This window comes from Algoriphagus mannitolivorans DSM 15301 (genome assembly GCF_000429425.1).
Taxonomy (GTDB): Bacteria; Bacteroidota; Bacteroidia; order Cytophagales; family Cyclobacteriaceae; genus Algoriphagus; species Algoriphagus mannitolivorans.
This window is the reverse complement of record NZ_KE386902.1, coordinates 143,407-156,496: the sequence shown is the minus strand read 5'-3', so window position 1 is coordinate 156,496 and position 13,090 is coordinate 143,407. Positions and strand designations below refer to the sequence as shown.

Annotated in this window: 11 protein-coding genes; 7 read left to right on the top strand and 4 right to left on the bottom strand. The window is 41.9% G+C overall.

The features are described from left to right. Positions 1 to 2 precede the first annotated feature (2 nt). Positions 3 to 1,169, bottom strand: a complete 1,167-nt coding sequence (locus G458_RS0117590; protein WP_026953059.1) for a DUF4271 domain-containing protein — start codon at positions 1,167 to 1,169, stop codon at positions 3 to 5. Continuing rightward, positions 1,132 to 2,817, bottom strand: coding sequence for a BamA/TamA family outer membrane protein (locus tag G458_RS21135; protein ID WP_051287419.1), 1,686 nt, complete (start codon positions 2,815 to 2,817; stop codon positions 1,132 to 1,134). The genes G458_RS0117590 and G458_RS21135 overlap by 38 nt, the downstream gene beginning before the upstream one ends. Before the next feature lie 45 nt (positions 2,818 to 2,862). On the opposite strand from G458_RS21135, the gene hemW reads away from it, so the two are divergent. From hemW to G458_RS0117550, 7 genes are all read left to right on the top strand, one after another. After that, positions 2,863 to 3,984 (top strand): radical SAM family heme chaperone HemW, encoded by a 1,122-nt coding sequence (hemW, locus tag G458_RS0117580; RefSeq protein ID WP_026953058.1) that lies wholly within the window; start codon positions 2,863 to 2,865, stop codon positions 3,982 to 3,984. A gap of 4 nt (positions 3,985 to 3,988) precedes the next feature. Beyond that, positions 3,989 to 4,300: a DUF721 domain-containing protein gene (locus G458_RS0117575; RefSeq protein ID WP_026953057.1), complete on the top strand. Its 312-nt coding sequence runs from the start codon at positions 3,989 to 3,991 to the stop codon at positions 4,298 to 4,300. 94 nt (positions 4,301 to 4,394) lie between these two features. After that, positions 4,395 to 6,464 carry a PP2C family protein-serine/threonine phosphatase gene (locus G458_RS0117570; protein WP_026953056.1) on the top strand — a complete coding sequence of 690 codons (2,070 nt, stop codon included), beginning with the start codon at positions 4,395 to 4,397 and terminating at the stop codon, positions 6,462 to 6,464. A gap of 15 nt (positions 6,465 to 6,479) precedes the next feature. After that, the gene (locus tag G458_RS0117565) at positions 6,480 to 6,812 is read left to right on the top strand and encodes an STAS domain-containing protein (protein ID WP_026953055.1); all 333 of its coding nucleotides are present in this window, start codon (positions 6,480 to 6,482) and stop codon (positions 6,810 to 6,812) included. 4 nt (positions 6,813 to 6,816) lie between these two features. After that, the gene (locus tag G458_RS0117560; protein ID WP_026953054.1) at positions 6,817 to 7,230 is read left to right on the top strand and encodes an ATP-binding protein; all 414 of its coding nucleotides are present in this window, start codon (positions 6,817 to 6,819) and stop codon (positions 7,228 to 7,230) included. 90 nt (positions 7,231 to 7,320) lie between these two features. Then, complete coding sequence (locus G458_RS0117555; RefSeq protein ID WP_026953053.1) at positions 7,321 to 9,318, top strand: peptidylprolyl isomerase; 1,998 nt, start codon at positions 7,321 to 7,323, stop codon at positions 9,316 to 9,318. 46 nt (positions 9,319 to 9,364) lie between these two features. Next, positions 9,365 to 10,729 carry a peptidylprolyl isomerase gene (locus tag G458_RS0117550; RefSeq protein ID WP_051287455.1) on the top strand — a complete coding sequence of 455 codons (1,365 nt, stop codon included), beginning with the start codon at positions 9,365 to 9,367 and terminating at the stop codon, positions 10,727 to 10,729. A gap of 75 nt (positions 10,730 to 10,804) precedes the next feature. Here the strand turns inward: G458_RS0117550 and G458_RS0117545 are convergent, their stop codons facing one another. Beyond that, positions 10,805 to 11,128 (bottom strand): hypothetical protein, encoded by a 324-nt coding sequence (locus G458_RS0117545; protein WP_035468450.1) that lies wholly within the window; start codon positions 11,126 to 11,128, stop codon positions 10,805 to 10,807. Positions 11,129 to 11,187: 59 nt separating this feature from the next. Then, positions 11,188 to 12,978, bottom strand: coding sequence for an ABC transporter ATP-binding protein (locus G458_RS0117540; RefSeq protein WP_026953050.1), 1,791 nt, complete (start codon positions 12,976 to 12,978; stop codon positions 11,188 to 11,190). Between the last annotated feature and the right edge of the window lie 112 nt (positions 12,979 to 13,090).

Here is a 13,090-nt window from a genome sequence, read left to right as displayed (position 1 = left end):
CGTTAATTGATTAGCACCCAAATCCATTTAGAAAAAATCAAAAAGGGCACTAATTCTGCGATGCAAAGGTAAGTAAATAAATGGTATTTCTTAAAACTCAATCTACTCACCATAATCAGAAACAATCCAAGTATGGCCAGTAGGTATACCCAGAACATTCCAGTCAAAAACCAGGAGAAATTTGCCTCCAACGAACCAAAGTTATTGACCATCAGAACCGCTGTAGCCAAAGACACCATTGCCACTGAAAAAACGATCATTCTCAGTAAATAGAAAAAATGAGCAAAATCTGTTTTTCCAAGGTCAAACAGGTAAGAAACAATCCTGATAGTAATAAACTTCACCAGTGTCAGAAACAGGAAAAAAATCGAAAACCCTATCCAAGCTGATAAAAGACTTACAAAATCCATATTTACCCATTCTGATAATTGAAGGGGTTTGAAGATGATTCCCACCGTCAACACTACCTGAGCCAGCATCATACTCACGATGAAAAGATACATCTGAATATCAAAGGAGAAGAACTTTCTCAAACTCCCACTTTCGGAGAAATCCTCCGCGTTGATCACCGACAAGGGACTAAGCATCACCGAAAAAAGAAATGGATAACCGACACGGTACAATGCAAGCAAAAACAAAATCAAAAAGAGACTGACAAAATAGAAATCTATAAATCCTTGGAAATTATTATTTCGAGGAACCAATGGGAGTTGCCCCTCCTCTGAAATTTCTACAGGAACTATACTCGGAACGGACAGAATTTTTTGAACCGAAACATTATCCGAATCCAAATCTCTTCCCACCAATGTTAGCTTCACTTCTTTACTCCCAAACTCTTCTGCCACTTGTGCGATCGGCGTAAGGACTGTAGTGTCTCTTTCCGCGATGAACCACAGCTTACCGTCTAAAAAGACAGTGCATTCTTCGGGTACTTCTAAATAAAAATTAGCAAGTGGATAGGTGTTCAGATTGATTTGATAATTCAACTGAGTTTCGGTGATCATCCAACTATTTCTCTCTGTCACTTCATTTTTCCCATTATAGTTCTCCAATACCTGGGCACTAGCATTAGACACCAAGAGGAAAAAAGAAATCAGAAAAAGAATTATTCTTACCATAAATAAAGCTACTCTAAAACCTGGCCAGATATCCAAAATGAACTCTGGCATATTCAAAGGAAAGGGGTTGAACGTTGGATTTACCCAAAGCAAATACAAAACTGAACAATCCTCCGCCTGTGTCCAAATTGATTCCTGTCCCAAATGAAAATGGCTGATCTTTTTTTGGAGAATTGTAGGCGTTTTCCAGTATCCCGATATCGGCGAAAGCCATTAAATAGGTGTTTTCTCCAAAAAATAAGCGCTGCTCCAAGGATAGGTATCCAAAAGACTTGGCAAAGAAAAATTTCTCGTTGAATCCTCTGATGGTCTTCAGACCTCCTAATCTGAAATATTCATTGAGGAAAAGATTGTCATTTTGTAAAACCCCAAAAGCACCTTTCATCCACATTCCCCACACAGGGTTGATATAAACATGTTTTTCTCCTTCAAATCCGCCTTGAATTTGTAATGAACTTTCCGCTACACCTTCGTAGGCTTCTACAGGTATCCCCGTGTTCTCCAACACTCTTTTATTACCGACAGAGAAATTAGCCTGAAACATTCCTCCTCTTCGGGGAAAAACCACATCATTTCTATAATCCCATTCTCCTCTCAGACCATATTGAGTCCAACGATAATCAATGGCAGGCGGAAGATTAGCTCCACTTCTTCCAAAATTGGAGGACAACAAATCTCCGGACTTTCGATTGCTGAAAAACCTCAGATATCCTGAATCAGAAATCTGGTATCCAAAATCCAATTCAAATTCCCGGTTTACAAAAGAGCTATCTTGTTTAAGCAGGGAAAATTGTGTCCCAAAATCCAATTTAGACCGGAAGATAAAAGCCTCCCGATATGCCAATTCAAGAGACTGAGACTGAATATTAAGTCGTTGCCATTGCAAAGCTATATCTCTGCCCTTCCCCCCTAAATGATATAGCTGTAGATCCACCTGACCAGTCACTAATAGTTTCCCCGCATCATTCTCGTTGGGTAAAAAGCCAATCACTCCATCAAACACATTGACTCTTCTTTCTTTGATCGGAAAAAAGGGTTTGGCTGATTTATTCTGAAAACTTAATTCTGGAACACCACTCAGTGTAAAATATTTTGACCTACGAAGCTTCTGGCTGGCAATTTCAAATTGTCTTTGAGAAAAAGGTTGGCCGATCTCAAGTCCTGAATAAAACTGAAGGAAGCTTGTATTCGTCTTGGAACTTTTTGGCAAAGACACACTATCCCATACGATCAAAGGCCCGGCCTCAAAAATCACTCTACCCTCCAGTTCATTCTTTTGGATTCGAATACTGTCAAGTTTGGCACTGGCAAAGGGATATCCCTTATTTTCAGCAACTCCCACTAGTTCCTCAAGCCAACGATAGGCGTCCAAATATCCAGCGCCCGGTTTTTCCAGATTCTTCCAGAAAGGCTCAGGAATTTGGTCATGATGGATCTGAGTCCAATAATAGAGTGCCCCTTCCTCAATTCTATACTTTATAGAGTCTTGAGAAATCATTCTCTTCACTTCCGATTCCAGGTAACCTATAGATTGAAATACCCTTAGTAGAGAATCAGTGGAATGAATTGCCCTCAGGGAGTCCTGAAAATACAATTCGCTTTTTTGCCCCTCAAAAGTCCATTCAACCCGATAAATGCGCTGTCCCAATCCCAATATTGGAGCTAAAAACAAAACCCAGAATAAAATCTTCCCTTTCAAGGCTGCGAATCGGATTGGTTATATTTGCAAATTAATTGAATTCAAATGGCAGGCATCTATTTCCACATTCCCTTTTGCAGACAAGCCTGTCATTATTGTGATTTCCATTTCACCACCAACTTATCCAAGATGGATGATTTGGTTCAAGCTATGAAAAAAGAGCTTCGATTGAGAAAAGCCTATATGGGAAATCAGGAAATCAGTACTGTTTATTTTGGCGGTGGAACTCCATCACTTTTGAGTGCTGCTCAGCTTTCGGAGCTATACGATGAAATTTTCAAACTTTTCCCCACAAACCTTCAAGAGACTACCTTAGAAGCTAATCCCGATGACTTAAATGCAGAGAGGCTTCAAGACTGGAAGGCTATGGGCATCGACCGCCTTAGCCTGGGGATTCAAAGTTTTCATCCTGAAATACTCCAATTTTACAATCGCTCCCATAGTGCAGAGCAGGCAAAAAAATCCATAGAAATTTCCAGAAAAGCAGGGTTTGAAAAATTCAGCTTTGATCTGATTTACGGATTTCCATCGACCGACCACAAGCTTTGGAAAGAAGATCTTAGAATTGCACTGGAGCAAGATCCCGGGCATATTTCCGCTTATTCTCTGACAGTCGAACCCCAAACAGCCTTAGGAAAGTGGACTCAGAAAGGTTATTTCCAGCCAGCGGAGGATGATTTTGTCGCTGAGCAGTTTGAATGGCTACAGGAGCAGACCGAGCAAGCCGGTTATGAGCAATATGAAATCTCAAATTTTGGGAAGCCTGGGCATTGGGCACTTCACAACACCAATTATTGGAAAGGGGTCCCCTATTTGGGGATTGGCCCAAGTGCGCATTCCTTTGACGGGAAGCAAAGAGGATATAATCCTTCGTCGAATGTCACATACTTGAAATCTCTGCAAGCAGGCAAAAGTTGCTATGTCGAGGAAGTGGAATCTATTGAAGACCGGGCAAACGAAAGGATTTTGACCGCTTTACGAACCAGCTGGGGGCTCGATTTGGAAGCGTTCCAAGAAGAGTTTTCTGTAGCGCTCCATCTTCTTCGGTCCAAAGAAATCCAAAAATTAGAAGCCGCGGGATGGCTCCTGCGGAAGGGGAATCACCTATCTTTGAGCAAAAGCGGAAAACTTTTGGCAGACAGTATCGCTGCCGAACTTTTCATTTAATCCTATGAACCAGAATAGATTTCCAGGCAGAAAAAAAGAATCTGCTCCCTTAGAAGAAGCATTCAATGAGCTCCTCAAGGCCTATCGATTGGAAGGAAAATTCCGGGAAAAACAGGTAATCAACTCCTGGGATGAGATCGTGGGGAAAACTATTGCAGACCGAACCAGCAGCGTGTTTATCAAGGACCAAAAGCTTTTTGTCAAAATCACTTCCGGCCCAATCAAAAAAGAACTTCAACTCAACCGATCCAAGGTCCTTTCCCTGATCGAAGAAAAAATCGGAAAAGGAATCGTTCAAGAACTGGTGGTTCTTTGAACGTGTTTAGATTTTTTAACGGTCTCTGAATACCAAGCCTAGGTTAATTTTATCAGGTTAAAATCTGTTTGAGTATAATTGCCAAAGCGAATTCATGTTCAAACTCCCCAGCATCCATATCGGCAAACTCTCCATGCTGCTATCCATCTTGGTATGGCTGGCCTTGCTGTTTGTGGATTTGGTCCGGATTTTTGGCATGATCAACACCTTGGAATCTGGGATTTCCAGCGAAATCACCTGGATTTTAGAGATTTTGTTCTTCTTTACCCTTTACTTTTTCTATTCCCATACCATTGAAAAAAACAAGCAAAAGGACTTTCTAAATTTGATTTGGAGAGCGGCAACCACAGGCATATTTGCCACGGTAGTGGCTCTATTAATCGAACTGTTTTATTACTCTTTGGGGGAAAGCAAGCTCGCGGATGAGCCTTTTCTCAAGAACTTCTTTTATCACGTCAACTTTGCGCTGACCACCATTTTCCTGATTTCCTCGGCCCTACTTTGGAAGCACCTGATCCTTTATCAAAAAACCAAACAGGTGGTCAAACAATGGCAAGCCTTTGAGTTTGCACTTTTGGTAGCGATGTTTTTTGTGTTTTTCAACAAAAACAATCTGGACTACAGCTTCATATTTGGGATGGTGATTCTATTGGTCATCTCCATTGTTCTTTCAGGAAACCTGAAGTGGATCCCTTATTTGAACTTCAAAGAAAAATGGAAGTCCCTACTCTTCCTTTTTTTGATTTTAATCTGTACCGGCTTCTTATTCAGAAGGTTTTTGGTGTACAGTAATGCTGAAGTTTATCAGGTCAACTTAACGGACAATCTTTTCCTGGTCGCCCTGTTCATTTTTATCTTTCTCTATGCCTTATTTAGTTTTTTGGTCACCTTATTCAATCTACCGACCTCCTCGGTATTTGAACAGAAGCTCACCGAAGCAATTAACTTTCAGCGCCTCTCCCAGTCTATCAAGCCCGATGAGAATGAAGAACAGGTCTTGGATATATTGATGGACTCCTGCATGAGTGCCTCCTATGCAGACGGAGCTTGGCTCGAGATAATTTCCCATGGAAGTGAAGTGGCCTCAATGCAAAGAAGGTTTTTAGATCAGCCTACACAAGAAGAGTTAATTTCGGCAATAGAACAATCCTCTGATTTTTCGAAGACTCAATACCCGCTCGAACCTCAAACCATCCGATTAAATCATCCCAAGTTCGAGTCTGCTTTGATCCTTCCTTTGGAGGTAAACAATTCCAAAATCGGAAAGATGATCTTGGTGAAGGAAGTGAAGGATGGGTTTAACAAGGAAATGATCAGCATCATTGAAACCTTTTCACGCCAGGCTTGTATTGCTGTAGAAAATCATCGATTGCTCAACCAGGCAATAAAAAACGAACGCTATCAAGAAGAACTTAAAATTGCACAACGAGTGCAGAAGGCTCTTTTGCCCACCAAACTGGACCACCCGGAGAGTTTTGAAATCTGTGCTTACTCCAATGCCGCTGATGAAGTGGGAGGAGATTACTATGACACTTACAAGCTGGATGAGGACCGTTACGTCCTGATCATGGGCGACGTGTCCGGGAAAGGTACCTCCGCAGCCTTTCACATGTCACAAATGAAGGGAATCTTCCACAGTCTGATTCAACTCAACCTCAGTCCGGCGGAATTTATGATCCGGGCAAATTCCGCCTTGAGCAAATGTCTGGAACGAAATCACTTCATTACCGCTTCTATATTCCTGATCAATATCCAAGAACAAAAAATCTGTCATGCCAGAGCAGGTCATGTGCCTACTTTGTTTTACCAAACCTCAGAGAACAAATCAGAGTTTATGTTGGTTGACGGACTTGGACTAGGAATTTTAAGAAACCGGAAATATGAAAATCACGTTCAGGAAAAGACCTTCCACTATTCTACCGGTGACATCCTTGTCCTAATCACTGACGGAATCGTAGAAGCAAAAAACCAAAAAGGTCAGCAATTTGGATTTGAAAGAATCCGAAGTCTGGTAGAAATCCACAAAGACAAAACTCCGAAAGAAATTCAAAACTTGTTGATAGACTCCCTTCATGCCTTTGTAGGCGGAAATGGAATGATCGATGACGATTATTCCATGATGGTCGTAAAATTTCTGACACCACAAGACAAAATTAAACCCTAACCCGATTTTTATCCCATGCTCCGATTGGAAAAGACTAAAGAAAGCTCTTATGACATTATCAGCCTCCATGGTGAGGTGGATGCCAGCAACTCCGTAGAACTGGATGAAGTCATCAAAGAGCTGATTGATTCTGGATCCAAGATGATCTTGGTGGACGGAAGTAAACTGGAATACATCTCATCCGCAGGATTGGGCGTATTCATGTCCTATTTGGAGGATTTTCAGGATCAGGATATCCGATTCAAAATCTCCAATCTCAGTCCAAAAGTTTTTGAAGTCTTCAAAATCCTCGGATTGGACCAACTAATACCCATCTACTCCACTAAATCGGAGGCCCTGGCAAATTAATTAAATGAAACACCGACTCAACATATCGTGTCAAACCTCAGCTTTATCTGAATTGAGGAGTTTTCTGAAGAAGTCTCTTCAGAATTATTCCTTATCAGAAATTGATAGGCATCAGGTGACATTGGCGGTGGAGGAAGTCTGTGCCAATCTGATCATCCATTCCCATGGATGTAACCCCCAAGAAATTATCAATCTTGAAATCAAAGACTCACCGGAAAAAATAATTTTTGAAATTTCTGATCAAGGAGAAGCCTTCAACATGCTCGATTATGAGACTCCGGATTTGAAAAAAGTCATATTAGACAAGCGAAAAGGAGGGTTAGGCATCATTTTGGTGAAAAAGATTATGGATGAGATTGAATTTGAATCAAACAACGGCACAAATACCTGCCGTTTGATCAAATGGTTCCGATCCTAATTTTGGTTAAATACCTAAGGGCAATCGGCTTTCTCCCTGAATTACTGATAAATTTGTAACATTGCATCCTAAATTAAGGAATACCAATACATGAATCACCGGTCCGCTTCGGCATTCGTTTTTTCGCTAATCTTCATCTTCCTGGGCAATCCTACCTCTGGTGTCCTTGCCCAAAACTCCCAAAACCAATCTGTATTGATGACGGTGGGAGGAAAGCCGGTATACAAGGATGATATGGTATATCTTATTTCCAAAGGTAGCGGCGACAAATCCTCACCGGGAATCAGCAGGGATGAATTTGAAGAAAATCTGGAATTATTCGTCAATTACCAGCTCAAAGTCCGTGAAGCTGAAGAATTGGGATTAGACAAGACTGAAGAATTCCAATTGGAATTTGCGTCTTTTAAAGAAACCCTCATTGCGCCTTTTCTGATCAAAAACTCCATTGAAGAGGGAGAACTTCGCAAGGCTTATTCCAGAATGCAGGAAATTATCCGAGCCAGCCATGTCCTTTTCCAGTTTCCGCCAAATGCTACGACTGAGGACAGCTTGATCGTCCTAAAAATGGCTTTGAAAGTAAAATCAGAAATCGAAAACTCCGGAAATATCAATGATCTGGCAGTTCAGTATTCTGATGATCCTTCAGCGCAGACCAACAAGGGAGACTTGGGCTATTTCACCAGCCTTCAGATGGTTCAGCCCTTTGAAGACGCCGCTTATGGGCTTCAGGTCGGACAGGTATCTGACCCGGTTTTGACCAATTTTGGCTACCACATCATCCAAGTAAAAGATCGACAGCCCAACCCAGGACAGGTGAGGGTTTCTCATATTTTAGTACGCTTCGATCCCAAAGACCCTACTCAAGAAGAAAACGCCCGACGAAAAATCGCCGACATCTATACTGAAATTCAAAAAGAGTCAACAATCTGGGAGGATATCGTCAAGAACTTCTCTGAGGACCCGGGAACCAAAGACAGGGGTGGTTTATTGCCTTGGTTTGGTGTCGGAAATATGATTCCGGAATTTGAAATGGCAGCATTTTCACTGACCGAATTTGGTGAAATATCACCTCCACTTCGTACCCAATATGGTTATCATATTCTCCGTCTAGAAGCCAAAAGACCAATTGACACTTTTGAGGAGTTGGAAGAAAGCATCAGATCCAGGATATTAAGAGATTCCCGATCCAGCGTGATTCAGTCCCAGGTAGTGGCAATCCAAAAAGCTAGGTACGGATTCCAGGAAAATGAGCCTTCCGTACAGGCACTTTCCAGCCAACTGAATGAGGTACCGAAATCTGAGTTCAACGCACGTTTGGAAAGCCAGTCTTTAGGAGCAAAACCTTTATTTACTTTCCAGGGAAAAGCCTACACGGCTGCTGATCTGGGAAAATATATCGATAGCCAAGAGATTGCTTACCGAGGCACTGTCCCAACATTTGACTTCTGGTATGACCGGTATGTTGCCGAAATTTTGGCGAAAGCTGAGGAAAAAGACCTCGAGTCTACCAATAAGGAATACCAAATGCTCCTAAAAGAATACCGGGATGGCATTTTGCTTTTCTCTTTGATGAATAAGGAAGTATGGGAGCGAGGAATCACTGACTCTCTGGGACAGCGTGAGTATTATATGCAAAATCTCGAAAGCTACCAGTGGGATGACCGTATAGAGTCCTTTGTGGTGAAAATACTGGATCCTAAAGGCTTGGACGCAGCCAAATCCCATTTACAAGGGAATGGATATAATGAAACCATTATCCAATCCTTCGAAAACCAGATCAAGGCAAAAACACCATTAGCTTATCAGACCGAGTCAGGCATTTTCGAATACAGAAATCACCCGGTTTTATCTTTGATTGACCCTTCCAAAAGCTATCAGGAAGTCAAAGCCGATGGCCACACTTATTTAGTCCTGACAGGACAGAAATTCCCTGCTGGACCTAGGAAATTTGAGGAATCCAGGGGATTGGTAATCCGCGATTACCAAGAATATCTTGAGGAGACTCTTGTTTCAAAATTGAAATCCAAATATCCGGTTGTGATAAACTCTTCCATCAAAGAAGAAACTTATTTAGCCCTGAACCAATAGCCGACAAAGAGATCAGATCTTTGAATCTCAGATTATGTTTATCCCTATGAAATTTAAAAAACGACTAAAATCCTTCCTGTTTTTCTTTCTGCCCTTCACAGCAGTATTCGCCCAGGAGACTCAACCCACTGGACAGGTATTGGATAAGATCGTTGCCAAAGTGAACAACAATATCCTTCTGGAATCAGATGTTCAGAAAACCTACATTGAGGCTGTAGCCCAATCCCAACAAGGAATGGCTGCCCCATCCCGTTGTGATGTTTTTGAATCCCTGATGATCAACAAACTGATGGTTGCCAAGGCGGAGATCGATTCCGTGATAGTTACCGATGCTGAGGTGATGCTGCAGGTGGACAACCGATTCAATGCTGTCATGCAGCAATTCGGCGGAGATGAAAGTGTATTGGTCGAGGTATATGGAAAAACCGCCGATCAGCTCAAATCAGAAATTGAAGATGTCATTCGGGAACAATTGATTGTTCAGCGAATGAGAAATAAAATCACAGAAGGAATCACAGTTTCCCCGGCTGAAGTGAGAGCTTTCTTCAACAGCATTCCGCGAGATTCCTTACCGCTATTTACTTCTGAAGCTACGGTAGGACAAATCGTCCGCAAACCCACCGTCAATCCCAAAGTACGGGAAGAAATAATTGCCCAATTGTCCAAATTCAAACAGGACATTTTGGACGGCAAGGCTGATTTTGCGGATTTGGCAAAAAGATACTCTATGGACCCAGGTTCTGCTGCTCAAGGAGGTGACTTAGGTTTTTTCAGAAGAGGAGAATTGGCACCAGAATATGAAGCTACTGCTTTGAGCCTCCGTCAGGGAGAAATCAGTGATCCTGTAGAAACCCAGTTTGGTTTTCATATGATCCAGCTTTTGGAAAACAGAGGGGCCACTTACAATACCCGACATATTCTTCGAATTCCAACCGCTACCGAGGAAGATATTAAGAAAGCGGAGCGCTATTTGGATAGCTTGAAAAAGGAAATTCAAGACGGCAAAATCGAATTTGCCAAGGCCGCGAAGGAATATTCCCAAGACAGAACTACCTCAGATGCAGGTGGATTTTTCACCGACCCATCTACCAATTCCAACCGGCTTTCTTTGAGAACTTTGGAAGATCCGGTATTGTATTTCACCATCGACACCATGAAGGTGGGAGACATTACCAGGCCAATTCGATTTGAAGATCCTAGAGAGGGTACCAAAGTTCGGATTCTCTATTACAAAGCAAGATATCCAGCTCATAAGGCCAATCTCCAGGATGATTACGAGAAAATGAAGGCAGCTACCTTGAGAAGAAAAGAAGATGAAGTTTTGGAAAAATGGTTTTTGACTGCCAAAGAAGATGTATTCATAGACATTGACCCAGCCTACGACCGCTGCAATGTCCTTCAGCAAAAATAAAAAGTTCCTAAACGAAGAAAGCTCAGGTTCAGCGCCTGAGCTTTTTTGTTTTAATTCGGTAAGCTTTTGGGAGGGTTATTTGGATGATTTGCCAAATATCGCCTTGAACGCAAGTCCTAACTGCCGGAGTCCCTCTCTGAAGAACCCCTTTGACTCTTTGAGTCTAGGCTCCATTTCTTCCTTTTTTTCTTTGAACTCCTTTTTCAAAAGTTCTTTGGCCTTTTGGAGTTCACCTTCCAAAGTGGTTTTATTCTCTTTCAAGTCTTTGATCTTCTGCTCGATGTCTTCTTTTACATCTGCACCTGCCTCAGCCCCTTTCTTCACCAATTCTTCAATCTTTTGACCGATTTCCTGCAGGACTTCTTCAATCTCTGCAGTTGGGTTTTTCTTCTTTTCCATATTTTGAGAATTTGGTCTTGGAATGATCAAGATAGGAAAAATTGAACAAAGGAACTCTTTTACTCCTCAATTGTCTCGCTTGTCTGAGTTTGTTTTTCGTATAGCTCGGCATAGACCCCCTTCTGCGCCATCAGAGATTCGTGGTTCCCTTTCTCAATGATCTTACCATCATCCAATACGATGATATGATCTGCAAGCTTTGCTGAAGATACCCGGTGAGAAATGATCACCGAAGTTCTGTCTTTCATGATGTTTTTCAGGGCAGAAAGAATGGCATTTTCCGTTTTGGTATCTACCGCTGAAAGGCAATCATCCAAGATCAGAATCTTGGGTTCTTTGGCAATTGCCCGTGCTATGGAGACTCTTTGTTTTTGTCCACCAGACAAGGTAATTCCCCTTTCACCGAGCATGGTCTCAAATCCTTTCGGGAAATCGACAATATTTTGATACACATCAGCGTCTTTGGCAGCTTGCTCGATCAAAGAGCGTTCAGGGCGATCCAGACCAAATCCGATGTTGTTGGCAATGGTATCTGAGAACAGGAATACGTCCTGAGGAACATATCCTATTTGTCTCCTCAAATCTGCAACTTGATATCGACGAATATCTTTTTGATCAATCAAAATTTGACCTTGAGAAGGATCATACATCCGCATCAGCAAGTTGGCCACTGTAGATTTTCCGGAACCGGTTGTTCCGATTATCCCCAAGGTTTGTCCTGCTTTGATTTCAAATGACACCTGATCCAAAGCTTTGATCCCGGAATCAGGATACACAAATGTCAGGTCTTTGACTACAATGTCCCCATTGATGCTGACTTCCAAATTTTCAGTGCTGACGATGTCGTTTTTAGCATCCAAAAACTCATTGATCCGCACTTGTGAGGCAGCGGCACGCTGGACTATGCTGGTCACCCAACCCAGCGATGTCACCGGCCAAGTCAGCATGTTCACATAAAGAATGAATTCCGCAATGACGCCGTAGCCGATTTCTCCACTAATAACCTGCATCCCGCCTACATATACCGTGATGATGGTTGAGATCCCCACTAGGGCCATAATCAGGGGGAAAAACAGAGCGTTAACTTTCGTGAGATCAATGGATTTTTCCTTGTATTCTTCACTTTGAACGGTAAACTCTCTCGCAGAATCCTCTTCCCGAACAAACGCCTTGATCACTCTAATCCCCGAAAAGGCTTCCTGAACATAGGTACTCAAACCAGAAAGACTTCTCTGGATTTTTTCAGATCGCTCATTGATCAGATTATTGACAAAATAGATACTCAGTGAGAGTACGGGAAGTGGCAACAAGGAGTAAAATGTGAGTTCTGCATTGACAGAGATCATGTAGGAAATCACCAATGGAAAAAGAATTAAAAGATTCAAACCATACATAATCGCAGGGCCCAAATACATCCGAACTCTACTGACATCCTCAGAGATTCTTGCCATGAGGTCGCCGGTGCTGTTTTTCCTGTAAAAGCTGAGCGGAAGATTCTGGTAGTGTTCAAAAATTTCATTCTTCATGTCATACTCCACCCTTCTGGACATGATGATGATCGTTTGCCGAATCAAAAAGAGGAAAAATCCTCTCAATAAGGCCATTACCAAAATCAACACCCCGAAAATCAGTACATATTGAAGAAAATTTTCTCTGGCAAATTCTCCTAATCCTCCCTTGGTAAGTGGCCTAAAAAGCGTCAAACTCTGAACCACATAATCTATTGCTATTCTTACAAGCTGGGCCGGAATTATTACGAAAACGTTGGAGATCACAGTAAATAGTATCCCCAACAGCAACAATCCCTTGTATTTCAACAAATACTTATTTAATCTCCAAAGTGGCTTCACCAAATAAAAGCTTTAAAATCTAAATTATTCTTAAAGAAACTTCCGACAGGATTCTTTTGAAGGCAGATAAAAGTATTTAATTTTGTATCTGCCTTTTTCCAAGGTTTTGACC

Excerpts from the sequence above, each read along its gene's own strand:
- G458_RS0117560 (WP_026953054.1), top strand. The coding sequence starts at position 6,817 with ATGAAACACCGACTCAACATATCGTGTCAAACCTCAGCTTTATCTGAA.
- G458_RS0117590 (WP_026953059.1), bottom strand. The coding sequence starts at position 1,169 with ATGCCAGAGTTCATTTTGGATATCTGGCCAGGTTTTAGAGTAGCTTTA.
- G458_RS0117545 (WP_035468450.1), bottom strand. The coding sequence starts at position 11,128 with ATGGAAAAGAAGAAAAACCCAACTGCAGAGATTGAAGAAGTCCTGCAG.
- G458_RS0117565 (WP_026953055.1), top strand. The coding sequence starts at position 6,480 with ATGCTCCGATTGGAAAAGACTAAAGAAAGCTCTTATGACATTATCAGC.
- G458_RS0117555 (WP_026953053.1), top strand. The coding sequence starts at position 7,321 with ATGAATCACCGGTCCGCTTCGGCATTCGTTTTTTCGCTAATCTTCATC.
- G458_RS0117575 (WP_026953057.1), top strand. The coding sequence starts at position 3,989 with ATGAACCAGAATAGATTTCCAGGCAGAAAAAAAGAATCTGCTCCCTTA.
- G458_RS0117550 (WP_051287455.1), top strand. The coding sequence starts at position 9,365 with ATGAAATTTAAAAAACGACTAAAATCCTTCCTGTTTTTCTTTCTGCCC.
- hemW (WP_026953058.1), top strand. The coding sequence starts at position 2,863 with ATGGCAGGCATCTATTTCCACATTCCCTTTTGCAGACAAGCCTGTCAT.
- G458_RS0117570 (WP_026953056.1), top strand. The coding sequence starts at position 4,395 with ATGTTCAAACTCCCCAGCATCCATATCGGCAAACTCTCCATGCTGCTA.